We start from the raw sequence: 26,870 nt of genomic DNA, 5'->3' as shown, positions 1-26,870 counted from the left end.
CATAGGAGAAATTAAGCCGCCGAACCACTTATATAAAGATGGCAAAAGGTATCATAGTCAATGATGGTTACCCCACTATGGTTCATAGACGCCTTAGCGACATCCTCCACAGATGCATTCTCCCAACTCCCCACCACCAATATAAGATTAGGATTGTTAACTTTTACACCAAATTTAGCTTCTGCAAACTCAGCATTCTCCGGGATACTAAAGTAATCTCTATAATTAACAAGCTGCGCAATACCCTCATGCACATAATCCACAAACCTCTTACGAGAGGTCCGCCCCTTTGTTAAGCTCTTACATTTAAAAGCTACGGTTTTCAGATCACAGATATCATAGAAACCATCTTTCCGCTTTAACAACAAATCTGGATTGATTTCCTTTTCCTCCATCGGATAATTGCTCTTTATCCAAGGAAAACTTTTTTCGTATAAAAAAGACTCACACGAGAACGCGCGCAATACAATTTCAGGATGCAGCCTTATAAACTCTCCGATAGTTGTCTCATGCACTCCTGGCGACAGAGATAGACTCTGCAACTGACCCGCGACGGACAGACAACCATTCCTATCATCTACGTAAATAGATTTTATCTCGTCTCGATCTCCAAAATCACTATAGAAATGTTTTAATTCATACAGAGAAATGGAGCTTGAGACTACAAACATTGAAAGGATACTTTTTACCCTAAACAAATCCCCCTTCTTATTAATCAGCAAACATCGCTCCAAAGAACATGACCGGAAATTTTTTCCAAACTCTAAAAAGCTACCCTCCCCTTCAGGGGTTCGAATTGTACTAGGATACAAATCTATATTAGGAAAACGATTTTTTACACTTTCAATATCAACTGTTCTTGCCAAACAGATGCCCTGAAACCCATTACACTCCGAATCACAACAAAATAGCGCCGCATTGCTTGAGTCGTCAAATTGACTTAAAAGCTTGTAAACAGAAGGTTCTTTACTTTTCTTCAGAGTCAAGCCGACGTAATCGATTGATGCCCCCAATAGTTCAGCAACAAAAAATCCATCACAACTCGTCACCAGCAGTATGGAGGGATATAAAATATTCTTTCCACCAGTCTCAATTTCACGGTTCTTATCCGCACGAGCAAGCCTGGTAAAATAAGCCCGCCAGTAAGCCAAGGTGAGTTCAGTAAATTGCTCGATTTTCATACGTTCCTATTATTATTTTCCACCTGAAGTAATCTGTCTGACATACGACTGGCAGGCGGTCAAGGCGATTATTCCACGATCTCCCTCGTTGGTGATGCTGACAATTCTTTGAGCATGCGCTGGGTCAAGTTGGGCTCGACGGGCTGCATGAACCACGCCGACGGCGCCGGGGGTGGGAGGCACGTCGCAGCCACTGGCTGAATCCGTGGCGTCGAGAAGGACTGACAGCCGCACATCAGCAGTAGCAAGGCGGTCACGCAGCTGAGCCTGGTTGCGCTGGGCATCGGATAATTCCTTGGTGTGTTGTTGATCGGCAGCGGCCAGTTGCTGCTCGGTGGCCAGGCGCTTGTCCTGCTCGGCGCGGGCCTGGGCGGTTGCGGCATTACCGATCGCGTCCAGGTCCGTCCGGAACTGTCCCGCCTGCTTTGCCATCTTCCCGTCATAACGCCAGTCCTGTACCTGCCAGGCGGCGCCGAAGCTCACGGCCATAGCCAGCAGTACCACGGCCAACTTCTGCGCCAGAGTCACACCAGCACCTTCAGCGCTTTGTCGTACAGCGCCTGGCGGTCGGCAAGTCCGGTGGTGCCACCGTTGATGCGCTTGGTGATCTTCAGAAAATCGCTCTGGTCAGCCAAGGTATTCAGTCCACGGGAGGACCAAAACCACGCCGCCGACATCGCGGCGTGCTGCGGCTGCTCGAGCAGCTCAGGCTTATTGAGCAGGTCCAGGCTCAGCGCTTCGCCGCACGCGGCATAGTTGGCCCGGCCGGTGACTTGGATCAGGCCACGGCCACGGTATTTGAAGCCATCGCCATTCACCTTGTTGCCCAAATCGGAACGACCTTCGTACCCAGCTTGCTGCGGCGTGGGGCCCCACAACTCTTTCAGCCAGCGGAACTGCCCCGACTCATGCCCGACCTGGGCGATGAAGGCGGCGACGCGCAGTCGCGTGACGATTCCGTACTTGGCCATGGCCGTATTCAGCACAGGAACAAAAACGCCGGCTTGGCGGCCGGCGTTCGGGAGTATTTGCAGCAACTGCTGCTCAGTGATCGGCATGCTTTTCTCCAGGCAATAAAAAACCCGCTCAGGGCGGGCGGTGTAGAACGTCGGTAGTTACGCAGGCGCGACAGGCCACTCAATGACATCCGGGTATTGCGGCTGCTCGATAACCCGGCTCAGCGCTACTCGGTATTTCTTCCAGGACTTGAGCGCCGCGAGATCTGCGTCCGTCGCTTCGTCGACATCCACGGCATCCTGAAGTGGCGCGATCGCATAATCAGCAACAGCCCGCAGCCGTGTGGTCTCGGCCTGAGCCAACTCCAGCGGGTCAGCTGCAGGTGCTGTCAGCTCCGGCACCACCTGGACGGGCAAGGAGTCCACGGCCACATGCAAAGTGATGCTGTGCACCAAGTCGGCGGGCTCGCCATCCTTGGCCACGCTGACAGCCAGCACGCCCTCGTTGTAACCGATGTCTACCGAGCAAGCCGCGTCGACCTGGTTCAGAACAAAACCCCAGCCCTCTGGTGGTGGAACCATCCCAAGCGTTCCGTGCACCAGATACTGGCCAGGGCCCGGATGCTCGGTGGTGATGGTGCTAACGCCCAAAGACGTGACATCGATGACGGCGCCGTCGGCACCGAGAATGTTTACTGCTGCGCGAGTGGTCATTAGATAGCCTTCAGTGTGCCGTCAGCGGCGCGAGTGGTGTTCCCGGTGTGATAGATCTCAATCCAAGGTGTTACGGCACCGTCGTAAATCGATTGAAATTTAATGGTGCCCGAATTGCCAGCAAGCCCATAAGGCCAGGCAACCGTCAGCCTGTTAGAGCCATCAGAGTGCCGAAAAATCTGCTTGTAAAAGTAGCCCGTACCGCCGGACGGCATGCCCGGAGAACCTGGCGGGTAGAGGTTCGGATCAAGCCCATGCACAGCGTTCGTCAACCAGCTTTGAACCACGCTTGTGCGCGTTCTGCCAGTCGCGTAAGCGTCTGCGACGTTTCCGTCCGCGTATCCAATGGCGGCCACCGCCGCGCTACCAAGCCCTAAGCCAGCACGGGCTGTAGCCTGGCTGGTGCCGCCGGTACCGCCCATGGTCACAGAAACCACGTTTTGCGTGGATACCGTGCCCAGACCTGCCAGGGTTGCGCCCCATTGGTTGACGATCTGCCGGAGCTGATCGGCGGAGTCCTTCACGTAGCCCTGCATCGGAGCCAAGGCGTACGCACCCGCAGAGACTGTAGCCCCCAGGTAGTTCGGTGAGATGGTCAGCACAGTGTTGCTGGCGATGTTGGTCACCTCATACCAGCGCCCATCGGGCCCAGTCCATGCGTCACCTACGCGCCCGTTGGCACTGAACGACGTGCCTGTGCCAGTGACCGTATTTGAATTCAATGTAACTGCAACTGTGCCGGCTCTATACCAAGGCATATTTCTCTCCGGGCAAAAAAATGCCCGCACGAGGCGGGCTCTATATGAAGTAAGACCTACGCTTGGCTACGTGCAAAAACGGCAGGCAAGTACAGGGTACTCATTGCTGTTGCGCCAATGGTGATCGCCCATATCCGGTTACCAGGGAAATCCCACCAACAATAAAGGCTGACATCTCGTGTTTGTGCTCCAGCCATATCCATGCCGAGGTTGTTAATCAGCATGTAGTCGGGCGAAGAAAAATCAAACGGGACGCTGAAATAAACCATCGGCAATCCCTGAGAGTCGGTGCCAGACGTTACGTATGACCAAGACTGATAGGATTTCGTGAATACGGCGACGGGGCTACCCGAGTCAAAAATCAGACTTTCATTCCCATCAAACAGCTGGGCTCCATATCCAGAACTGGGGCTCACCTGAAATGCGGCCACAAAGTAGTTGCCATTTGGCTGTGCGGTAGCATTGTTGTAGGCCCTCACGTAGAAGCCCGTCCAGTTACCAGGTGAACCCGTAATCAGGACCCTGCAAAGGCCAGCGACGGCCGCAACACGATCGGGCTTTACGAAAACCAACGGCGGCTCCTGAGTGGTTACTGGTTTATCGAAATATGTCATCGACCCCATTCCAGACTCTTGGGTTGGAACAAAGCGCCCTTTCGACAGAACCACAATACGAGCAAACTCCGAATCAACCGTTACTACATCCGAATTATTGATGAACTCAAACCCGTAGGACATCACCTAAACCTCGAGACGATAAGTCGTTGAGTTCCGAATGCATAAAGGCCATTAACAGCCGTTCGGTGACCCCGCCAAACTCGCACTGAGCCATCCAACATCTCTGGCTCAAATTGAACTTGGTGCAATTGATTGCCTGCGTTGTACGCAGCGACAGGCACGATTACCGCAAAGCTGTTTGCCGGCGTGCAGCCAGGAACACTAAATGACTGAGTCGAAGCTCCCCCGCCGCTGGCGAAGGTAACAAGGGTGGATAGCACCACCCTCATCGTGAATGACGCAGGCCCAAGCAGCTGGACCTCGTTTTCGTCCCACGTTCCCAGGCCATATTCGTCCATTAAGACAGTCTCCCAAATTTCCCGCGACGCTTCTCGTTTCCGTCGTACACAGCCAGCCCAGTGCTATCAAGCAGAATTGAACCGCCAGCACCTTCACCACGGAGCGTGAACGTACCCGCCTTAACGTTGATCTCCAGCAGCGGCCGGCCCTTGGAATCGACAGCCTCAGAACGCAGCGTCATGCCCAGCACGATTTCCTGAATAAACGCCCTGCTGATCAATGCCGTGTCGATGACCACCTGCCCGTTTTGAATTACAAACGGCGTTACCAAGCCTCCACCCGCCAGCGTATTCACTACCGCAAACCGATCAGCACTCACCAGGAACTGGCTTTGCAGCAAACCCTCGGCGTTCTGCTCGATACCCAAGCCGATGCCGGCGGCCACGTACTGCCCATTGGCGTTCACCTGCATTTTCACCGCCCACATCGTGGACAGCTTGCCATCGGTGTCAGCCTGGGCCCTGGCCGTGATCTGGATGGCAGCCTTGTTCTTCACCTCGCTGATTGCGCTGGCCAGGTCCCCCTCGTCGGTACCGTCCCGCCCGCCGCCAACAACAGCTTGAAGCGTGGTGGACTGTGAGGCGACGGCCTTGCTGGTGTCGGCCAGGGAATCGGTAACCGTTTGAACGGCTGCCGAGTTCTCTGCAACCTTCGCCTGTGTCGTATCGATTCTTTGGCCGAGCGCGGTGTCCGCATTCGCCCGGGCGGTTGCCTCCTGGCTGATCGCTGCGCCGTTATTGCCGACGGTGACCCCCACCTGATCGATGCGAATCCCAAGAGCACTATCGGCATCAGCCCTTGTCGCTGCCTCGCTGCCAATCGCAGCGGTGTTGCCGTCGACACTGCTTTTCAACTGATCCAGTCGTGTCGCCGAAGCAAGGGTTTCAGTGGCCACCACCTGCTCGAGCGAGGTAAGCCCGGCCCTGTTCTGCCCTACCGCCGCATCCAGCGACGTGGTTCGCTCAACCAGCGCTCGGTTGTCCGAGGCCTGAACCTTGACCTGCTCAGCGAACTTGGCGGTGGCATCCCAACCTTTCAGGGCGTCCGCCAGGTCGCCCTCCCCGCTGTCCTCCCTCCAGCTCGCCTGGAGCGATTGCAGTGCCGATGCCTGTGCCGTGACCTTGCCGTCCACGGTGTCGATGGACGCCTTGTTCTGCTGGATCTGCAACGCCATGGCCTGGGTTGTCTCGGCAATGGTGCCGATATCGAACCAGTACTGGGCATTGGGAGGCGTAGTGCTTTTCGCTACCGGCGCGATGGCTTGGTACAGGTGCTGGCCCTGCCGCACTACGTCGCCGGCGGCATAGGTTTTGGTCGGATCGTAGACCAGGGCATCCGTGATCTGATCGATCAGGTCTTCCAGCTCCTGCTTGGCCTGCTCCAAGCGATCGTTCACAGAACCCGGACCGTCGCCGGAGATCAACTCGATCTCCTTGACCAACTCCTGAGCCAGTTCGGTTTTACCAATCTGGCCGGCAATCAAGTCCAGGATAGGGCCGGCCTGCGAACTGGCCTGGCCAATCACACCGTTCACCACCGGATAGAACGGCCCAATGTTTCCGGTCCGGTCCACCAGACGCGCCCAGAAAAAGAACCGAGCGCCCGCCAACAGTGATTGCATGCGGTAGTCGGCCTGCGGATACGCCAGGTCGGCCAGCTTGGTAGCGGTTCCAAGATTGTTTGCAGCGCCATACCACAGTTCGGTGCGCTGGGTATCCTCGGCGCCTGGTGGGAAGCCCAACTTGATGCCGATGCCGAACAACTCGCTGGTGGTGGTCAGGAACGACACTGCCGGTGGCAGGCCGACCTTCCCTTTCAGGTTGGTCAGGTTGGAGCTTTTCCAGATCGACGATATCTCGAAGGCGCTCACCGAGCGGACCCGGGCCAAATAGGCGCCCAAGTAGATGCCGGTGACGTCAATACTGGTCGAACCTGTCCGCTGCACCTTGATCCAGTTGCCGCTGTCCTTGCGCCACTCCACGTCGTAGGCGACCGCACCGCTCACCGCGGGCCACGAAATGTTCATGGTGCTGATAGCGATCCCCTGGTTTACGGCGTAGCTCGACGTCAGCGTGACGCTGGCCGGTGCTGGAACTACGGTAATCGGGATAACGCTGATCGGCCGTTCTTCCAGCCGAGCGCCGGTGTCGATGTGCGCAAACTTGCTCGGGTCGTACTGCACAGCCGAGATTTCGAACACGCCAGGCTCGGGCCGAGAAACGCTGGTAACCCGGTACAGCGTGATGGCCAGGTCGTCAGCGTCGAGAGCCCACACCAGTTCTCGCTCAGGCGCGACTGAATACGCAGTGGTCACGGTGACCTGCCGAACGCTGACCAGTTGCACGGTGCGCCCTTCGCACTTGCCGTCGGGCAGGTTGAGGATAAGCCGGTCGCCGGGCTTGGCCTGGGTGTCCCGGTCCAGGGTGATGACCTTGCCATTCACCGCCGAGATACGACCGCCAACCGGCCGACCGGCTAGCAGCTCGTCGGCGATCGGGATCACGTAGCCAGGCAGCGGGATGCGCCCGTCGAGGCCGACCTTGAAGGTAACCGCCCGATCCTTGGAGTTCGTGAGCAGCGCCCACTTGCCCCGGCGCTGGGCCTCGGATTCGCGGGTGCAGCCAATAGCGCTTATCTCCAGCGGGTTGTCACCGTAGCGCCGCTGCAACTTGGCATCGGTCACAGCTGTGACGTCAGTGTCGAAGTTGTTACCCGGGTTGTCGTAGCTGATCAGCGCCCGCGTGTAGCGGGTGCGCTCCGATGCGCTCGAGTAGGTGAACTTGCCATCGATGACATTCGCCCGGGTGTAGGCAAAGTCGAAGTCGGTAGCGCGCGGCATATCCGACAGGGTGAATACCTGGCCCTGGGCCCAGTAAGTCATGCCCCGGTAGACGGCCGAGATATCACGCAGCAGCGACCAGGCGTCGGCCTTGCTCTGCAGATTCAGATTGCAAATGAATCGCGGCTCCTGGCCACCCTTCCCGTCCGGCACCAGTTGGTCGCAGTACTGCGAGATGCGGTAGAGCTCCCACTTGTCCACCATCCACGGCTTGATACGACGGCCAAGGCCGAAACGGTCGTTCGTGGTGATGCCGTAAGTGTGCCAAACAGGGTTGTCGGTCCAGGCCTCTTTGAATGTTCCGTCCCAGATGCCGCTATAGCTGCGGGATGCGGAATCGTAATTACTCGGCACCTGCCATTTTCGCCCTTTGCAGCGGATCGTAATGGCCGGAATGCTGCGGAATTGTTCCGCCGAAAACTCGATATACAGAAGCGCAGTGTTTGGATATCGAATCTTCGCGTCGATCACCTCTGTAAAGCCCGCGATCTGCATGGTGTCGGAGATTTTGTTGTTGTTCTGATTGATGGTCGTTCGTGTGACCCGCATCAGCCAACCGGTGCTCGCCCTTGGTAAGTCGATACGTCGTGTGCGCTCGTATACGGTCGTGGTCTTTCCATCAACAGCTTCGCTAAGAACCTGCTGATAAGCCCCGCCGTCGGTAGCCAGTTCGACCTTGTACTCGATCCGGTACCCGTTGATGTTTCCGCTAGCATCCACCGACTGGAGCGCAGGCCACGCTAGGCGCACGCGGACGGCGGAGAGCTGAGTATTGGTTATTGCTCGAACCCAAGGTGTGATGCTGCGAAGCTCGACACCGATAGTGATTTCATTCTCGATCGACGGGATTCCCTGGATATAAGGCTGATCGACCGAACCTGTCCGCCATTCCCACTTCACGTTGGGAAAATTCATATTGCCTTGAGGATCTCGCAGGGGCGTGCCGTCAACGCGAATATCGCTGTCAGTTGGCATGCCCTCGAACTCACCCTCACCAACCGCTATGAGCATCTTTGCGAGCGCGATCGAGCGCAGACTGTCGGGAGCTTCGGTCGGCGTTTTAGGCTTGTCTGACCCACCTTTTGCTCCGTAAATATCAATCTTTTTTGCTGCGCCCATGCTTTTCTCCAGGCAATAAAAAACCGCCTCTCGGGCGGCTGCGATGCTTTGTGTTTTGGCTACATCTGGTCTTCAGCGTAAATCCCGGCGCTAGCAATTGCGCCGCCCCAATCCCTTTCACCTGCGCAAAGCGGTACCGGGTTCCCGGATGCAGTGGTGTTCTTGGCGCTGCCGAAGGCGTAGCCGGGCGTGTTCTCTGGCGCAGCGCTGGTCTTCAGGCCGCCGGCCTGGGGACTGAGCATTTGAATAACACCGCCGGCGACCAGGGCGACACCAGGCGCAGCAAGAACTTGAAATCCAGGAATGAAAGAAACAGCGATGAGGATCGCCCCAATGATCGTTTGAAGGAGTCCTGCGCGCTTGCTGCCGGTGATGACTGGAGCGATTCGAATTTCACCAAAGCCGGCATATCCAAGCTCCCCCTCCCCCAGAGGCTTCGTGCCCCGGAATACAGCAAACTCAATGCCCCTTGACTTCGCATTGGACAGAAACAGCTCGAAGCCTGGGATTTGCACACAAAGCGCCTTGATTGCTTCCGCCGGCGACCGCACGGACAGTCGGAACGATCTACCGAACTGCCTTAGCTGCCCGTAAAGCAAAATTGTGGTCATGGGTTGATAGTTGATCGCGAGCGCTGACATTCTTTTCTCCAGGCAACAAAAAGCCCGCCGAAGCGGGCTGAAAATTCGATTTGAGTTACAGGCAGTTGCGGACCGCGGCCTCGATCGCTGTGCGGCCAACTCCTGGCGCCCATGCAGACCGCTGATAAAAGACGACAGAGCTTCCGTTGGAGGTCTTGTTGATCTCAAGTAGCTCGTCGGTCAACTGCATCGCGCCGATCACAAGGCGGTAACCGTTCTCGGTTTCGGACATCGTCGCCTCAGACCTTGCATCCTGCCAGTGAGGGAATACGCACAAGGCATACTTCTTCGGCTCTTTTTTCGTGGTCGCGCTGACGGTAGGTGTATTCGTGCGCAGGTCGCTGGGTGAAACGCACCCCGCCAGCATCGCCACCGCTACCGCTGCTATGAAAATCCGCATGTCGTTCCCTCTCTATTTGGGCGGGACTTTAGCACCAAGTCAAGCGGACGCAAAAAGCCTAGCGAGGGCGGGGCGGAATCCTGCACGCTCAAGAACGAGAAAGAGCTCTTCACTAGCGAGTAATCACTACACAAGTCATAACAAAACTACTGAAAATGGTGAAGCGCCAGTGAATATCTGTTGCTTCTAGCTTTTAGTTTCGACTGGATAGGTCCGCCCACTCAGACCTTACAACAGCCTCAAAAGCATCATCCACAACTGGAATATTATAAATCGAAAAATCCTTAAGAGTTGAATTGTAGAAACGTTCTCCACCAAGCATCAATGCCTCCCTTAATTTTTCACGACCATAATCCTCTGCCGACCCCATAAGGTACTCGCAGTAAGCTAGATTACCAAGAGCGTATGGCTCAGAGGCAACCTGATCCAAAGCCTTGCCAAAATTATCGAACGCCTCTGTCAACTTACTTGTGCGAATAACAGTATTCGACCAGTTCTTTTTAGCCTCACAAAGCAACATAAATCCGAAACCGTTCCTTGCTTGAGATATGTACTCTGCCAAACCATCATAACTATAACGAACTGCCCACTCAAAAAACTTAAAATAAGCCTGCGTTGCTTGTTCATTGTCTTCTTGATCGCTGAGAGCATATGCCTTGCTAATAATAGCCTTTCCTGCATACATTCTAGCTCCTGCCGAAGAGTTATCTAAGAATTTTTCTATAACAGAATCAAACGTCGCTAAAGACTTATAGACGAGATTTAAATCTCTGTACGTCACCGCCAAGTTGAAAAGTGATATTGCAGCCTCCTCGTCCGAAGCGTTTGGATGCTTAGCCGCCTTTTCCCAAAACTCAGCTGCTCGAGCCTTATTCCCCTTATTAAAATAATCAAACGCCAAGTTAGCGAAGTCAGAAAAATCGTAATCTTTCTCTGGCTTACTCTTAGTTGTTTGTACCGCCTCTGCAAGTGCTAATGCTGATTGGGCGGCGACATCGGGGGGGCCCTCAGTAGGAGCCCCTATTGATTTTTGTATCTGTTGCCTAGCATCCAGTGCTCCTGCTTCAACCCATTGAACGTGCTTTGCAATACTTTCCGTTGCTTGCTGCTCTAAACCTGCCAGCCGCTCTTGAAGTGAAAAAATCTCACCTTTTAATGATTCGGCATTAGCTTTAAACCACTCTAAAGCAGCCTGGCGCGCTTCTTGTTTAGCCCTTGATTGCAATGAAATAAAACTAAACACACCAAAAACAGTTAAAACTATGCCCAGGCCAGAGAGCAGAGTTCCAAGAAGACTAAGCCCTTGGTCAATTTTTGCGTTTTGTGCATCAATTCTTTTTTCCAGCGATTCAAATTTTGCATTAATCGCCGCAACGTCTCTCTGAACGATTTCCTTAAGAGAGCCTATCTTTAACTGGCTAACTTCTTTAAAAAAAGCTAAATCTTGCGCCACTTTACTTTCTTGACCTTCGTCAGCTTGAACCGCGCCTACAAATATGAAAAGAAGACAGATTACCCTGAGCGATCGTAAAATACATTCGGACATCTTAGCTAACCTTTATAAAACCCACTCATAGAGGCAATTTAACATCATACCACCTAATTCTACTAGCCTTTTGCTTGAACATTTTCCTGCATGCACTGCAGGAGAATGCGTCGCCAAATATGCATGGCGTCAAATCGCTCACAGAATAAGAGGAGGTGATAAGCCAGAAGAATTGAAGACTATATACAAGGAGTCTCAACGCTGGCGCCCCGAACAAGGTCAGACGCGGGGAGTCATCTACAGGACCAAGGCTCACGTGCGAAATCTCTTCTAGTTCACCTGGCGTTCAGCGCAATCAGCCACCTAGGACACGACCTAATGCCTTGGCGCAACCGCCGGGATGCGCATGTCGCTCCCTCGTTGGTTTGACGGGACTGTAGCACTGGGGATCGGTTGCATGAAATCCAGTCTTACTTAAGAGACCGATTCATATTTTCGAGAGCGTTCAAAACGTTTCGCGTGACCCCCTTGTCAATGACATCGCTGGATGACTGTGAAAGAGTATCTACCGCATTTTTTGCAGCTTTTTGACCTTCTTTTGAACTACCACTCACTTGAGTGACTGTCTGTGCCGTAACTTGCTTTACTACTGATTGCTGTTCAGCAGTTGATGCACCTATTGGCATGGACTCAGATATAGCAACTCCCGCCGCCTGCCCTGCTTCCGCGCTTTGTGTGGCAAGAGCTACCGCTGTAGAGCCTGCAGCCACAGCGGCGGCAGTTGCGCCATCAGCAGACGTGCTTGTTCCTGAGAGTGTCACCGGTGCTGGTTTTGTGACACCGCCGGGTTCGAGTGTTTTTTCTGTAGGCCCAATCTTTCCTCTGCTTGCCGCCAGCTCCAATTCAATAAGGGGGGCAGTCACTTTTCCTGCATTTATCAGTGATTCAATATATTGAGTTGCTGTCATTTTTGGATCATTAGCAAAGGCCATGCAGAGGCCTGACGACATAGCTTCGTAAAGCATCAGTCCCTGTGTTTTTTGCGATACGTTAGCAACGGTTTTCGCCGCGCTTTCAGCAAATGAATTTTTCGCCGAGGGGTCGCCTGCCTGCGTTTTCAACGCGACGGAAAGCGAATTGCTCAAACTTGCACTGATATTTTCCGCCACGCCAGCGGGTGGCTCGCCACACGTCCGATTGGTGACGTTGTTTATGATAAATATCCTGCGGTCGGCAGTTGTAGTCAGAGTTGTAAACTCTGACTTCTCGTTAATCGAAGTCACAATTGCTGGGTCGGTCATTCGTTCGGTTGTGCAAGCTGATAGCAAAATCGTACCTGTCAATACCAAGCTAGCTCTCATGACCGCCTCCGCGATGGCAATATGCCATTTTCACGGAGAATAGTGGGCAATCTAGAAATTTGCCAGGCGGTGAGACGCATCAGCACATCCAATCAATCTGAGAGGAAATTGACCTGGCCAGGCATCCAGCGTGGATGGAATGCCAGTGGCAGATCTAGTTTGAGGCGTAGTAGCTTTATGCCTCTAGCATAGCCACGCGAGGGATTGAAGATGGCAGAGATAATTGCGAACACCGCCCATCACATCAAGCAGACTGCTCCAACGATCCTCGATGCAGCAGATGAGTGGAAATACGTCTTCGGCATAGGCTCGCCTGTTCCTGCGTCAGGCATCTACCGATGCACAGGTTGCGGTGATGAGATCACTTCCAACAAAGGCGATAAGTTCCCCCCTCAAAACCGACACCAGCACGCCGACCCGAAGGTCGAAGTGAAGTGGCAGCTGATCGTCAAGACTACAACAAAAGCGTAAAGGATTTCCCAGTCCTCCGCCTGCAAGCCCTAGGACTGGGTTTGCGCCAATTTCGGCGCGTTTATGACCTAGGAGGTCTAGATGAGCAACGACCAAGAAGTACTGAATCAACGATTGGTAGAGGCGGTGAACGCCCATGGATCCGACATTCAAAACCTCAATTGCGTAATTTCTGGCCTTGTCCATCAACTGGCCCAGACACAGGGCAACGAAGGCCTCGATGCAGCTCAAAAATACGCTCTTCGAGTAGCCGAAAGCATGCCTAAAAATTTGGTCATAAAACCAAATCCACAAGCTATTTCTGACCTATTTAATGGTCACAAAAGGATTAAGGTCTAAAGCTTGCTCTAGACTCGAAAGTCGGCGCTCAAGAAGGTCGGCTTTCGCCTCGCGGTCCTTTCCAATGTCTACCGGTAGCGTGATACCAAATTTTTCAACCGAAACTAGTACCTGGCTGGTATCACAACCGACTTCGACACTGCGCACCTTCCCGTCTTCGGTCACTTCAAATGGCTGATCCATAACTCTCTCCTGCGGCCATGCCGCGTCATGTTGGTTGTTTTGCATCTTTGTGCCTTAGGATCAGGCGTGTCCGGTCATGCCAAGGCCCGCCATAGACGATGATCTCGGAGGGTCTGCCGTACAGGTGGTGAAGAAGAAATGGGCCAGGCCCGAAGGCGCCCGACTCTTCACCTGGTAGAGCTGGATCAGTGCCCAGGTAGATCCCGGCATGGTTCGGATGAACCGTCCGCCCTACGTGCATGACGATCAGGTCTCCGCGCTGCGGCCGGTCGACGCGCACAAAGCCGGCAGCCTCGTAATGCTGCTCGTACAGGCTGGCGTTCTCCGCACTCTCCCACCAGCCATCGGTGCGCTGGAAGGCTTCGAACTCAAGCCTCCACTCACGCTGATACCAGTCAGCGCAGACCTGCCAGCAGTCCCAGGCCCCATGCACGAACGGCCGCTTGAGCAGCTGCGTGTTACCCGTTGGCGTGATCGTGCGCAAGTCACCCTCGGGCCACGACAGAATGTGCCAGGGCAAAGCAGTGGCTTCGCACATGGCCAGGTCATGAGGTGAAGGTCTGCTGGTTGCGTCCGGGTGCGAATGGACAATGCCGATCACCTCGCCCAGGTCCTCCGCTGCAGCGTAGTCCTCAGGATCAAGTCGAAACTCTTCGTTCGGCTCCGTGGCGATGTTCCGGCATGGGAAGTACTTTTGCGCCCGCCCTACAGCCAGCAGCAGCCCGCAGCACTCTTTCGGATACTCCGCTGCCGCATGCGCCTTGATCGCCGCAATGATGTGCTTGTGCATGGTCAGCTCCTGGCAATGAGGGACACGGCGGGGAATCCACCGAAGGAAAGTTCGTTGTTCTCGCCGAAGCGCAACTTGCAGGACGACAAGCAACCCTTGCACTGGTCCTTGGCCGGGTCATCCGTGGGATTGTCCTCATCGTCGAACATGGACGCGCCGGTGTATCCGCAGTCCGGCCCTCGGTAACCATTGGTCATGGCCCAGTGGCAGAACGTGGTCATCTGGCGCCCGGGCAGGCCGTGGTTATCGATCTCGCCCGGGGACGACAGCTCCCAGACCACCGCCTCGCCGTCCTCGCTGGTTTTCTGGTCGATGTACCAGATCTCCAGCCCTTCCTGTGTCGGATCGGCCGTTGGGTTGCCTTCGGGAAAGTTGGCCGCGTCCAGGTACTGGGCCAGGGTCTCGCGAACAGTCAGCTTGAACTTCAGCATGTCCTCGAAGGCCAGGCACAACGCAGTGACGCGCCCATTGATGTTGCCGGCGGCAAACGTCGGCCTGGTGGCCGTGCCATCGCTATTGGAGCCGATGCCCTCGATCTGCACCGGCCAGGCCGCATACTCGGCACCCTGCCACCAAATCGACTTGGCCGGCAGGTCCTCCTCCGAGTGCTCGTAGGCCAGCAGCTCCTCGGGCGTGTGCGGGATCGCGTGACCGTGGAAGCGCAGGTAATCCGCGCCGTACTCAGTCCCGTCAATTTCGAACAGGCGAATCTCGGCGCCGGGCTCCAGTTTCTGGATGTCCGTGATCAGTGCCATGGGTGTTTATCTCAGGGTGAAAAGGTTTGTTCGAAGGTCGCGGTGATCGCGTACACCTGCCCGCCGCGGTGCACTGGCTTGTAGCCGTTGCACTTGTAGAGGCCCAGATCGCCAAGGGGCGGCTCCCAGAGGAAACCTTTAGCCCCCTTGTGCCGGTCGATGAAGTCCATGATGTCCTTGATCCGGCCCTTCATGCCGGTGAAGGTGACCGGCCAAGACTGGGATTTGTTGTTGATCCCGTCCTCGGTCGACTGCGCGTAGCCGTCGGCAAACTGCGTGGTGCGTACGCGCTGCTTGATGTCACCCTCGACGCCCTTTTCAGTGGCCCAGGTGAATCGCTCGATTGCCATAAATCATCCTTTTACGTTTCGGCTGCTCACGCCGCCTTGGCGCCAAGACTTGGCGATCTCTTCTGTTGCGATTTGCCGGGTGCGCGTCTCCATGTTGCGCTGGAACAGTTCGGCGTCGAACTCGGCGCCGTCCGGGCGGCCGGCCTCCTGGTCCGTCAGGATGATCGGCATGCTGAGGCTGAGGTTTACCCCGCCTCCGCCGCCTCCAATCGCAGAAACACCCAGCTTGCCGTTGGCTGTGCGGGTGAGCGGCATGATTGCTTCCGGCCCGGCCTCGCCAAACAGCGCCATGGGCGCCAATGTTGGGCCCGTGGCGATAGTGTTGGTGAATGCACCGCCGTCGGCGAACATCTGCACACCGCCCGACCAGGCGCCACCCTTGGCCTGAATGCTGCCCGGGGTGAAGTTTGAAAGGTCGGTACCGGTGTACCCAGCCTGACTTGCCCCGCCAGAGCCGCTGCCGCCGAAATAGCTCAGACCTGCGCCAAACAAGCTGCTGAGTAGCTGTGAGCTCGCTTGTCGAGTGGCAATCCGCGCCATGTCCGCAAGGATCGATTTGGCAAAGTCAGCAAACGACAGCTTCCCAGTCAGCGCGAAATTAACCACCGCATCTTCCATGGAACTGAAGGCATTGCCGAACAGGGTTTTGGTCTGCCCGGCAATGCTCTTCGCCAAATCCAGGTAGTTGGCCCAGGCAGACGTCGCGCCCTTCGTCCAGTCGCCCTGGGCGTTCTCCACATCCGCGTAGTTCTGCCGGATCTGGTCAGTTGCAGCTTTGTTCGCATCCGCGAGTGCCTGCGATTTTCGCTTGAACTCCTCCTCCGACATATTGCGCGACGGGTCGGATTTCTGGTTGGCCAACTCCAGCGACTGCTGAGCAAACCGGTCTTGCTGGCTGTTCAGTTCGCCATTGAGTGCGTTCTGGCGGTCCCCCTGGCCCACGCCAAGTACTGCACGTTGGCCGGCAAGCTCCAAGGCTCGTTGCTGCTGAGCCAGGGCCTGCACGTAGGTGGTGATTGACCGCTCCTGCTTGGCCAGACGCCCGGTCTCGTTAGTGGCCAACACCTCAAGTTGGCTGTCGGCCTCCTTCTGCGCCTTGACCATCCCTGCGCGCGCGTCAGCGATCTTCTGGTCCAGCTGGATGCTTTGCGCGGCCGTTGTCGCCTTCTTGCCTTTGACAGCCTCCAGCGCGGCAATCTCGGCCTCATAGGCTGCGGTCACCTCGTCGCGCTGGTTGCCGATCAGGGCTTCACGCTTCAGCGCGTAATCGGCCTGAGAAATGAGCCCGGCCTTCTCCGCGGCGTCCAGTCGCTTCTGGGTGTTTTTGTACTCATCAACGATCGCTGCAAGGTTGTTCTTGGCATCATTGAAGCCCGTCAGGTCAACCTGAGTGCCGGCTGTTTTCGGGTCCTTGAACTTATCGTTGATATTGGAAATATTCTTGTCGATCGCCGACTGATCGAGCCGCGAGTCCTTCGGGTCAACCTTGCGGATATCGTCGAGTTGCCGCCTATATTCCTTGATCGCCTCAGTGCGCTTTTGCTCGTTCGTCCACGACGACTTGGTCAGGGCATCGATCTTTGCCATCGACGAAACGGCATCGCCCTGCGCCTTCGCCTGCTCGCCTTCCCACCTGGCGATATCGGCCTGGGCAGCCTTTTCGTCCTCAAGCATGTTCAGGCGGTTCTGCCGGAACTCGATCATTTCCTTCTGGTTTTGGAACAGGCCAATATTGCCTTTCTGCGCATCGGTCAGGTCGCGGCGAGCCTGCTCGATGTCTGCACCAATGTCCGGTCGGCCGATGTTTTTGAGGTTGTCAGCAGCACGCGCAACGGCGTTGTAGCCTCGCTCCCAGAAGCTCAGGTTCTCCAGAATCTTCGGCGTGCGCTCGTTGATTGCATCTGCATAGGATTCGGTCGCCAGCTTCACGGCGCCCGCATGATCGCCCTGCGCTTCCAGCGCGGCAATCTGCGAGTAAACCGAGGCCGTCAGGTAGTGGTACTGCTCGTTCAGCGCAGCAGAGGCCTTTACCGGGTCGTCTGCCAGCTTGGAGAACTCGGCGACAGTCTCGCTCACCGCCTTGCCGGTGGCTTCCTGCATCGACACGGCAGCCTGGGTGATGCCGGTGAAGCTGTCCCCGGCGATCTTGCCGTTGTCAGCCAGCAGCGCCAGCACGGCGGCGGCCTGGCCGGTGGTACCGACCGTTGCGCTCACCTGGCGCGCCATATCTCCCAGTTGGCCAGCGCTTACTCCCGCGTAGTTGCCGGTGAGGATCAGCGACTTGTTGTATTTGTCCTGCTCTTCGCTGCCCTTGTAGTAGGCAACCGCCAGGCCGCCCACTGCTGCGGTGGCCAGAGCCAGTGGGCCCAGGATGGCGAGCAGCCCGGCAGCGCCTGCCCCAGCCCCGGCGCCCAACTGAGCAACCGCACGCACACCACTTCCCCAGTCACCAGAGGAAAGCGCATTGCCCAACTGCACGACGTTTTCCTGCGCCTGGCGGGTGCCGAGGCGCAGCTTGTCGAAACCGGTGGTGGTCTTTTCGAGCTTCGCGTAATCCTTGTCGATCTTGCCCAGGGCGCTGTTGTACTGCTCCTGGCTGATACGCCCAGCGTCCAGGTGCTTGCCCAGTTGCTCGACTTGGGTATCCAGCTTGGCGAGCGCGGCGCGTGCCGGGTCAATCGCCCCCAGCAGGCTGTTGAGCGCCTTCTGCTCATCCATCGCGGACTTGGCCAGAGCGATCTGCTGCTTATCGAGCTGAGCCGAGATCTTCGCGGCCTCGGCCTCGCCGTAGGCGCCAGTCTTCGTCAGCTTGGCGAGCGCGTCCCGCTGCTTTGCCAGGCCCTGCGTGGTCTTGGCGCTGGTGGAAAGCGATTTCTCCAGCGCCTGCATTTCGTTCATCAGGCTGACGGCGGATTGCTCGGCCCGGCCGCCAGCCTTCGCCATCTCATCCAGGCTCGTTTTGGCCTGGATCGCATCGGCCGAGTCGATCTTGACGCCGAGTTCTGCAATGTTCATCGACTCACCTTGAATAAGTGCCCGTGGTTACGGGCTGTTTTCCCTTTCCTCCGCCATGACGCGCAGGGCTTCGCCTTCCAGCACCTGAAGGTCAGGGAAGATTTCAGCGAGTTTCTTTTTCTTGATGCCGAGGAACCCGGCCACGTCGAGGAGACAGGTGTAGTCGAGACCGATCGCGCCGCCGGCGCCGGCCCGCCACTGAGTCGACATCCTGTTGAAAAGGTAGAACGCCGGCCAGTTGCAGGGCCATACCTCGGTTACCTCTTCGAGGTCGGCCGGGGAAAGCCCGAACAGGCCCATCAGTTCAGCCGGTGCCGCCGGCGCGTAGAGTGCGCGGGCAGCGTCCGTCAGTTTCCCAAGCGGGCCTGATTGAAGGCGCTCTGGTAGGCATTCACGACCGCCTCAGCGGCGCCCTGGCAGGACGTCACCAGCGCTCGAATGCTCTTGTCGTCGAACTTGTCATCGAAGCCCCAGCCGACCACCAAGTCCTTGATCTGCTGCGACTGCTGCTCAGTGTCAGCGGCAACGATTTCGGAAAGCGTTGGGCTTTCACCCAGGGAGGTCCGAGCTTCATCGCGCTTCAGGTTCCACTCATCAAACAGCGCGGCAAGCCCCGGGCGATCCCGATACTTAAAGGTGAACTCGATTTTCTCGGGCTCACCCCCAACGATAGGGATCGACACGAAGGCCTTGAACGTCGGGTTTTGGGCGATTCTGATCTTTGCCATGGGTTACGCCACCGCTGTCAGGTAACGGGTCGGTTCGCCCTGCAGCGCCAGGTTGACGGTGCGGGTCAGCAAGTTGCTGCGGGACACAGTCGGCTGGTTGGAGAAGGAGGTGAAGGCGCCGTAGAACAGCGTGTCGTTGCCCGGCAGGTTCAGGCGCGCAGCCTGAATGGTCTGGCTGGCATCCGCTGCACGCAGGATGGCGTTGAACGCCTGGCCCGGGTCATCTGCAATGGTCAGCGCCAAGCTGGCCGCCGCTTTGTCGGTTGGCATCTGGCGGCCCTGTTTGTCTTCCAGGAACACCACGTCCAGATAGTTCTGGGTGCCACCGGCGAAAGCCACGTCAGTGATTTGCGGAATCTGTACCCAGGTCAGCACCTTCTTCAGCGAGCCGATGCCGGAGCCGGCCGGGTAGACCTGCACGTCGGTGGTATCGATGCCTTCGAGGGTGATGGCGGTGGCAGTGGCGGCTTTCACACGCACAACCCGATTGCCCAGGCGAGTCCAGCCGGATGTGACGATCACGATGTCGCCAGCCGACAGTGTGCCGCCAGTCACAGTGGCCACGGCCTCAGCCGCGTTGCTCAGTGCCGAAAACGGGATGTCCGGGCCATAGGTGGCACCGTGCTGGAAGGTGCCGCCGTCCGGAATTTTGTAGCCCATGGGTATTTCCTCTTTGCAGATATGAAAAAACCCGCTCAATGGCGAGTTCGTGGGTTTGCCCAGTGGGCGGGATCAGTTCGTGTCGGCTCGGTACAAGAACGAGACCGTGACGGTGTACGTGGAATCACCGGTGATGCCGGGGCCCTGGTCGACCGGCGACATCGTCACCAAGGTGACGGAGCCCTTCGTGTCCCTGGCATATAGCGGAAACAGATCGGTCAGCTCAGCTGCTACAGGGTTCGTCTTGGTCTTACCCGTGCCCGCCGGCGCGATGATGCTCACCTGGAAGACCCCGGTGAACAGCCGGTGATCACCGCCGAGCGTGTTGCTCGCGGTGTCGCCCGGGATAGTGAACGCTCGTAGGTAGGTCTCGCCCGCCGCCGGCGTGTAGGCCGTGTTCTCGAAGACGATCTTCAGCTTCTCCGACCTGGCAGCGCTCCAAGCGATGAGCTTGGCCTCGTAGATCGAAGCGATGATTGCGTGACTCATACCTGGTTGTTCCTGATGGCCTCCAGCACGATCTGCTGAAAGCGAGCCACGGTTACCCGGACCATGCCGCCGGGAGCCTGGGTGGAATGGCCGAACTCCAGCGGGATGGCATAGGGCAAATTGTTGATGATGTAGGCCATCTGGCCGGCGGTGAAATCGCTCATCGCGGCGGCCAGGGCAGCCACTGTCTCGGTGCCGCTCGGGTCGACCTCGTCGAACGTGACGCTCTCGACCACGCCGAGTGATATGTGCCAGTTCGCACGGAACCGGCCGCCGACGTAGCCTTCAGGCGCCTTAATGTCCATGCCGTCGTTGAGCTTGCGGCCCTTCTTGAGCCTGCCGCCCTTCGTGAGGTTGGCCGGGTCACTACGCAGCGCGCTGTTGTGATCGTCGACGGCCTTGTTGTACTGGGTGGCAACTGCGTTCTGCGCCCAGATCTCCGGGTTACCCACGGGAGACATGCGTATCAGGCTGCTGCCGACCTCGATGATGATCTCGCGCACACTGGCGTCGATGGCTTCGCTGGTTTGAGCTGCGAACTCAGCCAGACTCAGGGCGAAGCTGCCGGATTGGCCGGCGCCTGCCCGACTCATGACCGCACCTGCAACTCATACAGAATCGGCGTGCCGGCGGGGTTTACCTCTTTCATCGGCGGGACGATTGCCCAGGTGCGGCCCTGGGCGACAACCTTGTCCAGCAGACCGGGCGACCAAGCTAAACCCTGCGCGGCGATCTTCAACTTCTTGTCGCCCTGCCGGATGAGACTGTTGTTCTGGAATTCTTGGCCGGTGAAGTCGAGCAGGATGCCTTGGGCAGTTTGCTCGACAGTTGCGCCTGGCGCTTCGCCGCCCGTCTCCGGGTCGTACTCGCCCGGCTCCGTTTTGCTGATGGTCACGGGCTGGCCGAACTCTGTGATCATCTCCAGAGCCATCACGGCCATTTCGTCATAGAAGACCATGGTGACTCCAGATGTGAAAAGCCCAGCGCGATGGCTGGGCTAAAATTATTCGCTGTAAGCGGCGAGTCGCTCATCTTCGAGTTGTTTCTTTTTTTTCTCCCACTCTTTCAACATGCTATCCGCGTAACTCGCCGCTGTTTTTGTTGGGTTGTCATGTGGAATTGAGTTTCCTTTGGCGGTTATGACTCCGATCAATGCACTTTCAGCAAATCGAGTCCAAGCTTCCAATTTCGTCATTTTATTACGCCTCTGCATACAGAGGCACAACGCTACCATCAGGCTCTTACAGCAAACAACCCGCGCTTCTGTAGGTAATCAGCAAATTGCGTTGCGCTGGGTCGGTCCGGCGCAGCCGGCAACAGTCGGCCGCTGGTGTTCGGGATCGCCGCATACTGCCGCGTTACCGCACCCTCGACACGATCCAGCAGCACTGCACCTTTGCGCTTCTCCACCGGATCGATGTCGTCCTGATGAATCTCGGCGGCCAGGGCCATCTGGCCGTACTGGATCCGCGCCGGCAGGTAGTTGTTCGGCTTGATCTCGTGATCCAGCAGGACTTCCCGGCGCGGCCAGGACAGAGCCTGCTCGCTGTTCGTCTTGCGCCCCTTCCAGGTCATGCCATCCATTGCCAAGGCGGCCCGGCGCAGCAGCGCTTCCTGCTCCGGAACACCTACAGGAATGACCGTGCCGAATTTCACGGCATACATGGCCAGGTCCGCGGCGCTCGCGTAGCTTTCGGCGTCAGGCTTGCCGGTGCCGTCCTCGATGATGAGTGTCATGCGTCAACTCGCTGGAATGGTTTGAAAATTGGCCGCCGGGTGACCGACAGCCAGCAGTATTACTCCTTGGGCAACTCAGCGACGAGCTTTTCCAGGGATTCTTTGGAGGCGTTGGCCCGATACTGAATCTTGGCTTCGTCGAGCTTTGCTTTCAGCGCCGCGATTTCACCGGCCTCATCAGCCGGCGGCGTGAGTGCAGACTTCTTCAGCGCTTCAACCTCGGCGCGCAGCGCATCGACAGTCAAGGCCAGGCCGTCACGCTCAGTGGTCAGCTCTCCAACCGATGCATGGATGGTGCCCAGCACTTCAAACAAGCGCAACGCCAGTTCACCTGACTCTGGGCGTTGGATTTCGCCAGCCTCCAGGCCATCGATCAGCAGAACCATTGCGCCACTCTCGGCTTGCAGAGTTGCAAGCAGCTGAGACAGTTCACCAGAGGCGCCCACCTGCGTGCCGACAAAAACAGGCTCTGGCGACGCTACCACCTCAACATCGACGCCAGCATCTTCGTATGCCGTGACGATTTCGGGATAGTCACCCACCACGGTAACTGCCGTTGCATCGCGCTCAATACTGCGGAACAGGCCCGGGACGCGGTAACGCTTGCCAGGCTCAAAGCCGTCAAGCTGGTTTGTATAAACGAGTTCCATCGGAATCTCCGTAGCGGCCATCACTGACCGCTTTCTGGGGTGGTAATCAGCCGCCGGCTGGTGGCGTGGTGGTGAGGTTGATCATTACGCCAGCGGTGACCTTGTTGCTGTCCGAGTGTTTGACCCAGTTCGCAGCAGAGCCGACGGCGGCCAGAGTCGGGTTGGTACCGCCCGTGGTTTCCTTCCAGCTGTAACCCAGCACGTCGATGTTGACGGTGCCCTCGGCGCGGTAACCGATGGCCAGGTTTTCCTCGTCGTTCACGTCGTAAGAACGGAAACCCGGGGCCTGGGACTCGGTGATCACCACGGCATTCGGCAGCAGGCCGAAGATCGCATCCACTGGCGCCTTGTCGGTCACCAGCACCGGCTTGCCCAGGGTGCCAGGCAGGCCGCCGTAGATCACGACGCCCGCTTCTTCGTAGACCTTGTTCGCGATCGCTTCATCAACGATGTCGAAATAGGCAGACGAGTGCATAACCCACAGCGCAATACGGCCAAACTTGTCGCCGAATTTGCGCATGCCACGGGTCAGGGTCTTCTTGCCGTCGGTTTCGATGTTGGCAGACACCACCATTGCGGCGTTCGAACCGATGGCAGCCTTGAGTGCGCCGGTGGCGTACTCGATGAAGCCTTCGATGGTAGCGTCAGCTACGTCGGCGCCGATGATCTGGGAAAACTCATCTACGGCACGACCGCGACGCTTGAACGCCTCTTCGGTGGTCTGGTACGGGCCGTATTTCCACGGAGCCTTGACGCCTACAGCTTCACCAGCGCCGATTTTCTTGGCGGTGACCTTGCCGTCGGAGTTGACATCGCGGTGTTCCAGACCGCCGCCGAGCTTGTAGAAAGCACGCTTGCGGAAGTCGCCTTGGATCAGTTCGTTGTCGAGGACGATCGCGCCGTTGGACGAGGCATTGAACACGTCCAGGTTATCCTGGATGCGCTCCAGGTAAGCAGTTTGCGCCTCATCGTTGTAGATGATCAGGTCGCTGTTGACAGTTGTAGCCATGGGTCTTTCCCCTTATTTGGGCAATGCGAGATATGCGGTTTGGCCGTGCTTGCGCTGAAAATCGCGCTTTTGCTCGGAGGTCATTTCGGAGCGCTTCGATGCAGCCTGGCCGCCGCCCCCGCCCGGGGCATGTGTCCCTGAAGCCCTTGGCCACAGGTGAGGTGCGCTTTCGCGCAGAGACTCGGCCCATTCGAGCGGAGTCAGAGGGGTCTTGCCGTCTTTGCCGAGGATGGTCTGGCCATTCTCGTCAACAGCGACCGCTTCGCCCTCTTCGTTCAGTGAGAACACGCCTTTGGCGCGCAAGATGATGTCGTCGGTTGCTTCCGGCAATGCACCGGCTTTCAGTGCTGCACCGCGTACCGAGTCGCCCAGGACTTTGCCCTGGAACTTCGCGGCGAAGGCTTCAGCCTTTTCAGCGCGACCGGCGAGCGTCTTCAGTTGCTTGTCGTGCTCGCCACGCAGGCGCTCGGTGCGCTTATTGAACACCTCGTCCACCTTGCCCTCGGTCAGCAGCTTGGTTTCTTCATCCTGCCCTGCGCGGCTGAGCAGGCCTTTGACTGCGTCGATGTCGATGCCTTCAAACTGTGTTTCAAACTGGGTCAGCTTGCCGGAGGTTTCCTTCAGCTTGCCCAGCAGTTCCGAGTTCTTGGTTTTCAAACCGGAAACGGATGCTTCAACGGCAGTCGCGATAGCGGCCTTGATTGCCGGGTTTTCCAGGTCGATTTCGTTTTCTTCTGCCACGTTGATGCACCCCTTGGGTATGTTTCGCCCGCTTTGCAGGCAATAAAAAACCGCCCGTAGGCGGCTAGTTGAATGTGTTCGGTTAAATCCCTGCCCGCTCAAATGCCAGCGGCTCTAATCCTTTCATCTGCGCCAAAGTGAGCGGTGCGAAGTTGCGATCAAGCTGCAGTTCGGCGAAGCGCTCGACGGTCAGCCCGCCCTCCCTGAACAGCTTCCCGCGGACGGGCCCGATGGCGACGTCCTGGAACGATGCCGGCTGCTGCTGAAGCCAGTGGTAGTAATCGAGATCAGCACTTACCTGCTGTCCCCCATCTGCACCCACCGAGGCACGCGTTGCGCCCTTGGCGAACATCGCGCTGAGCTTGGTCAACAGAATGAAGGTGGTGCGGCAGTTAGGGTGGAAAGGCGGCCTTGGGCCGGAATCCACCGGAAACTTGCGTTTGTCCATCGATCGGCATTGCTGGCTGGTCTTGCTATCCAGCGTGGCCACCATCTGGATCTCTTGCACGATGTCCGTGTTGGCCTTGGCGACCTCCATGCGCGCCTGGGACGACACATGCTGAATTGCGGTGTGCACGACCGTGCTGGCATTGCGGTTGGTAGTGGCCAGGATGCCGTCTTTGTACCCTGCCGCCTTGGTGCCGCGAATGTTGCGAATGATCTGGAAGTTCGTCTGCCCTTCGAAGAAACCCTGCCGGATAGTGCCGGTAACGCGTTCACGCTCTGCACTGGTCCAACCCTTGATAAAGGCCTTCAGCAACTTGCCGCCGCCGGTACCGCGCACACTGAGCGGATTCGTCAGCACTGCCGAACGGATCGCAGCAGCCGTTGGTGCTACCACATCGAGCGACACGCCAACCGGCGCCGACCTGGCAAGGCTGGTCGCCTCAAATTCGGCCTCGTAGTTGGCGATGTCCACCAGGTCGAGGTTCAGTTGCGCGCTGTAGCGGTCGAAGATGCCCAGCAACAGGCTGTCCACCTCCTTCAGCAGCGCCTCCAGGCGCTTGACGTTGTACTCGGTCAGGTCCGACTGGGTCAGTCGATCCCGTATAGATCGGTCAATCTCCTTGAGGAAGGGTGCAAACTTGCCCACCTCTCCCGCCTTGAGCTTTTCGAGAAAGACCGCGTGCCGGATCGTGGCATCAAGTACTGCCGGATTTACCGCCATTTGGTTTGTCCTCGTCATCCAGGCCCAGGCCGTCGCTCTGCTCTTCCAGTTCACCGTCGATCTGCAGGTCTGTACGCTCTGGCGCAATCAGGCCCAGCTTGCGCAGGTAGGCCCGAAGGTCTGCCTTAGCGAAACCGCCTTGCTGCCACAAGCCAACCAATGCCGTGATCATCTGCGGATCAGCCGTGAGTTCGACGAACTCCTGATTCACCTGGTAGGCGACCTTCTTGTCAGCAATGCCCATGTAGGCGCAGCACCACATGATCGCCCGGGTGTAGGCCTCGCTGACGTTTGCAACGCAGCCGGCCAGCACTGATGTGGACGCCGATTGGTCACCACGGGCCTCGGTCGCCGTTTTGGACGACAGAGACGCCACCACCATCCGCGCGCCCAGTTCGATCATCATCTGGTTCTTATCGGCCATGGCCTCCTTGACCAGCGTGTTCGGTGCCGGCTGCGCGTAACCGAAGGCGCCGCCCGCTGGGAGGAGCATCGGCGCGCGCGAACCGACATAAACACCCTTCGCCTCGAGTAGCTTCACCCACTGCTCATCCAAACCACTGATCCACGGTTGAGCCTGGCCGCACCAGAAGACACTGTCTTCGTAATCTGCGCTGTTCCGGTAATGGCCTAGGTTGATCATCGCAATGTCGTACAGCGGTGACTCGTCGATGCTTGGGTCGTTGTTCTGCGCCCCGACGAAGGTGAACGGAATCTCCTTGAGGCGACCGGTTACGCCTTCCGGCCTGAACTCTTCGATGACCGCCAGCGGCCCGCCACCTTTCGGACCGGACCGGCGCCAAACACGACAAACGAACCCGTCATCCTCAAGCGCCAGTTCCCGGTACTGCTCAGCCGTCTTGTAGCCGAAGCCATCAGGAATTTCCGGAGACTCGCGCAGCACTACCAGCGTCAAAACGCTATGGCCGTTCACCATACCGGTACGCCAGTTGATGATGTCCTCGGCGCAGTAGGAAAGGATCACCGAGTGCCCGCCAATGCCGTCGTCTTGGTGATAGTCGACGTACAGACCGTGGCGACCAGCTTCAAGCACCTTTTCAAGCGTGCCCTGTGAGTGCTGGTAAATGCTCACCCCGGAGCCGTTGGCGTTGTCTTGAAGGTATTCCAGCTTCTTCGGGACAGTCAGCGTCGGGTCTTTATGAAAGGCCAGGCCCAGCAGCCCATTACGGGTGTGCCCGGTGGCGTTCTTGAACACCGCGCGCTCACGGTAAGCCCGGTTTCGGTCTTCGTTCT

General features: G+C 57.3%; 31 protein-coding genes. 2 read left to right on the top strand and 29 right to left on the bottom strand.

Annotated elements, in window-relative coordinates:
- Positions 1–11: 11 nt before the first annotated feature.
- The 11 genes from HX801_RS28575 to HX801_RS28525 form a co-directional block, all read right to left on the bottom strand.
- Entirely contained in the window at positions 12–1,181 is a 1,170-nt protein-coding gene (locus tag HX801_RS28575; RefSeq protein ID WP_177023193.1) for a hypothetical protein, read from the bottom strand.
- 12 nt (positions 1,182–1,193) lie between these two features.
- On the bottom strand, positions 1,194–1,709 hold the full coding sequence (locus HX801_RS28570; RefSeq protein ID WP_177023192.1) for a lysis system i-spanin subunit Rz: 516 nt from the start codon (positions 1,707–1,709) through the stop codon (positions 1,194–1,196).
- Entirely contained in the window at positions 1,706–2,239 is a 534-nt protein-coding gene (locus HX801_RS28565; RefSeq protein WP_177023191.1) for a glycoside hydrolase family 19 protein, read from the bottom strand. Before HX801_RS28565 ends, HX801_RS28570 begins: the two co-directional genes overlap by 4 nt.
- A 57-nt stretch (positions 2,240–2,296) precedes the next feature.
- On the bottom strand, positions 2,297–2,851 hold the full coding sequence (locus tag HX801_RS28560; RefSeq protein ID WP_177023190.1) for a tail fiber assembly protein: 555 nt from the start codon (positions 2,849–2,851) through the stop codon (positions 2,297–2,299).
- Entirely contained in the window at positions 2,851–3,477 is a 627-nt protein-coding gene (locus HX801_RS32345) for a hypothetical protein (protein WP_371316598.1), read from the bottom strand. The genes HX801_RS28560 and HX801_RS32345 overlap by 1 nt, the downstream gene beginning before the upstream one ends.
- A 188-nt stretch (positions 3,478–3,665) precedes the next feature.
- A complete protein-coding gene (locus HX801_RS28550) occupies positions 3,666–4,346 on the bottom strand; it encodes a hypothetical protein (protein ID WP_177023189.1) in 681 nt (226 codons plus the stop codon).
- A 337-nt stretch (positions 4,347–4,683) separates the two neighbouring features.
- Positions 4,684–8,643 carry a phage tail protein gene (locus HX801_RS28545; protein ID WP_177023188.1) on the bottom strand — a complete coding sequence of 1,320 codons (3,960 nt, stop codon included), beginning with the start codon at positions 8,641–8,643 and terminating at the stop codon, positions 4,684–4,686.
- 59 nt (positions 8,644–8,702) lie between these two features.
- Positions 8,703–9,284, bottom strand: coding sequence for a tail assembly protein (locus HX801_RS28540; RefSeq protein ID WP_177023187.1), 582 nt, complete (start codon positions 9,282–9,284; stop codon positions 8,703–8,705).
- 55 nt (positions 9,285–9,339) lie between these two features.
- On the bottom strand, positions 9,340–9,684 hold the full coding sequence (locus HX801_RS28535) for a hypothetical protein (protein ID WP_177023186.1): 345 nt from the start codon (positions 9,682–9,684) through the stop codon (positions 9,340–9,342).
- Between the two features lie 193 nt (positions 9,685–9,877).
- Complete coding sequence (locus HX801_RS28530) at positions 9,878–11,230, bottom strand: hypothetical protein (RefSeq protein ID WP_177023185.1); 1,353 nt, start codon at positions 11,228–11,230, stop codon at positions 9,878–9,880.
- A 410-nt stretch (positions 11,231–11,640) separates the two neighbouring features.
- Entirely contained in the window at positions 11,641–12,531 is an 891-nt protein-coding gene (locus tag HX801_RS28525; RefSeq protein WP_177023184.1) for a hypothetical protein, read from the bottom strand.
- A 210-nt stretch (positions 12,532–12,741) separates the two neighbouring features.
- Between HX801_RS28525 and HX801_RS28520 the strand changes: the two genes are divergently transcribed.
- Complete coding sequence (locus HX801_RS28520) at positions 12,742–13,002, top strand: protein L (protein WP_177023183.1); 261 nt, start codon at positions 12,742–12,744, stop codon at positions 13,000–13,002.
- A gap of 81 nt (positions 13,003–13,083) precedes the next feature.
- Positions 13,084–13,341 carry a hypothetical protein gene (locus tag HX801_RS28515; protein ID WP_177023182.1) on the top strand — a complete coding sequence of 86 codons (258 nt, stop codon included), beginning with the start codon at positions 13,084–13,086 and terminating at the stop codon, positions 13,339–13,341.
- Here HX801_RS28515 and HX801_RS28510 read toward each other — a convergent pair.
- The 18 genes from HX801_RS28510 to HX801_RS28425 form a co-directional block, all read right to left on the bottom strand.
- A complete protein-coding gene (locus tag HX801_RS28510) occupies positions 13,309–13,524 on the bottom strand; it encodes a hypothetical protein (RefSeq protein WP_177023181.1) in 216 nt (71 codons plus the stop codon). The two genes, HX801_RS28515 and HX801_RS28510, sit on opposite strands and share 33 nt — an antisense overlap.
- A 25-nt stretch (positions 13,525–13,549) precedes the next feature.
- The gene (locus HX801_RS28505) at positions 13,550–14,314 is read right to left on the bottom strand and encodes a C40 family peptidase (protein ID WP_177023180.1); all 765 of its coding nucleotides are present in this window, start codon (positions 14,312–14,314) and stop codon (positions 13,550–13,552) included.
- Positions 14,315–14,316: 2 nt separating this feature from the next.
- Positions 14,317–15,069, bottom strand: coding sequence for a phage minor tail protein L (locus HX801_RS28500; protein ID WP_177023179.1), 753 nt, complete (start codon positions 15,067–15,069; stop codon positions 14,317–14,319).
- Between the two features lie 11 nt (positions 15,070–15,080).
- On the bottom strand, positions 15,081–15,419 hold the full coding sequence (locus HX801_RS28495; RefSeq protein WP_177023178.1) for a phage tail protein: 339 nt from the start codon (positions 15,417–15,419) through the stop codon (positions 15,081–15,083).
- Positions 15,420–15,422: 3 nt separating this feature from the next.
- Entirely contained in the window at positions 15,423–18,434 is a 3,012-nt protein-coding gene (locus HX801_RS28490) for a phage tail tape measure protein (protein WP_177023177.1), read from the bottom strand.
- 27 nt (positions 18,435–18,461) lie between these two features.
- The gene (locus HX801_RS28485; protein ID WP_177023176.1) at positions 18,462–18,734 is read right to left on the bottom strand and encodes a DUF1799 domain-containing protein; all 273 of its coding nucleotides are present in this window, start codon (positions 18,732–18,734) and stop codon (positions 18,462–18,464) included.
- Between the two features lie 47 nt (positions 18,735–18,781).
- Positions 18,782–19,162, bottom strand: coding sequence for a phage tail assembly chaperone (locus tag HX801_RS28480; protein ID WP_058419808.1), 381 nt, complete (start codon positions 19,160–19,162; stop codon positions 18,782–18,784).
- A 3-nt stretch (positions 19,163–19,165) separates the two neighbouring features.
- Positions 19,166–19,822, bottom strand: a complete 657-nt coding sequence (locus HX801_RS28475; RefSeq protein WP_010211415.1) for a phage tail protein — start codon at positions 19,820–19,822, stop codon at positions 19,166–19,168.
- 72 nt (positions 19,823–19,894) lie between these two features.
- Positions 19,895–20,311 (bottom strand): phage tail terminator-like protein, encoded by a 417-nt coding sequence (locus HX801_RS28470; protein ID WP_177023175.1) that lies wholly within the window; start codon positions 20,309–20,311, stop codon positions 19,895–19,897.
- Entirely contained in the window at positions 20,308–20,904 is a 597-nt protein-coding gene (locus HX801_RS28465) for a hypothetical protein (RefSeq protein WP_177023174.1), read from the bottom strand. Before HX801_RS28465 ends, HX801_RS28470 begins: the two co-directional genes overlap by 4 nt.
- The gene (locus HX801_RS28460) at positions 20,901–21,269 is read right to left on the bottom strand and encodes a hypothetical protein (RefSeq protein WP_177023173.1); all 369 of its coding nucleotides are present in this window, start codon (positions 21,267–21,269) and stop codon (positions 20,901–20,903) included. The genes HX801_RS28465 and HX801_RS28460 overlap by 4 nt, the downstream gene beginning before the upstream one ends.
- A gap of 45 nt (positions 21,270–21,314) precedes the next feature.
- Complete coding sequence (locus HX801_RS28455) at positions 21,315–21,506, bottom strand: hypothetical protein (RefSeq protein WP_177023172.1); 192 nt, start codon at positions 21,504–21,506, stop codon at positions 21,315–21,317.
- 38 nt (positions 21,507–21,544) lie between these two features.
- A complete protein-coding gene (locus HX801_RS28450; protein ID WP_177023171.1) occupies positions 21,545–22,048 on the bottom strand; it encodes a DnaT-like ssDNA-binding protein in 504 nt (167 codons plus the stop codon).
- Positions 22,049–22,107: 59 nt separating this feature from the next.
- Complete coding sequence (locus tag HX801_RS28445) at positions 22,108–22,698, bottom strand: hypothetical protein (RefSeq protein ID WP_177023170.1); 591 nt, start codon at positions 22,696–22,698, stop codon at positions 22,108–22,110.
- Positions 22,699–22,744: 46 nt separating this feature from the next.
- Entirely contained in the window at positions 22,745–23,707 is a 963-nt protein-coding gene (locus HX801_RS28440) for a major capsid protein (protein ID WP_177023169.1), read from the bottom strand.
- A gap of 12 nt (positions 23,708–23,719) precedes the next feature.
- Positions 23,720–24,448: a hypothetical protein gene (locus tag HX801_RS28435; protein ID WP_073842713.1), complete on the bottom strand. Its 729-nt coding sequence runs from the start codon at positions 24,446–24,448 to the stop codon at positions 23,720–23,722.
- An 82-nt stretch (positions 24,449–24,530) separates the two neighbouring features.
- Positions 24,531–25,616, bottom strand: a complete 1,086-nt coding sequence (locus tag HX801_RS28430; protein ID WP_177023168.1) for a minor capsid protein — start codon at positions 25,614–25,616, stop codon at positions 24,531–24,533.
- A partial coding sequence (locus tag HX801_RS28425; protein ID WP_177023167.1) for a DUF4055 domain-containing protein occupies positions 25,591–26,870 on the bottom strand: 1,280 nt, incomplete at its 5' end. The genes HX801_RS28430 and HX801_RS28425, both read right to left, overlap by 26 nt.

The organism is Pseudomonas sp. G1002 (assembly GCF_013385455.1).
Classification (GTDB): Bacteria; Pseudomonadota; Gammaproteobacteria; order Pseudomonadales; family Pseudomonadaceae; genus Aquipseudomonas.
This window is presented reverse-complemented; position numbering and strand designations above follow the sequence as displayed.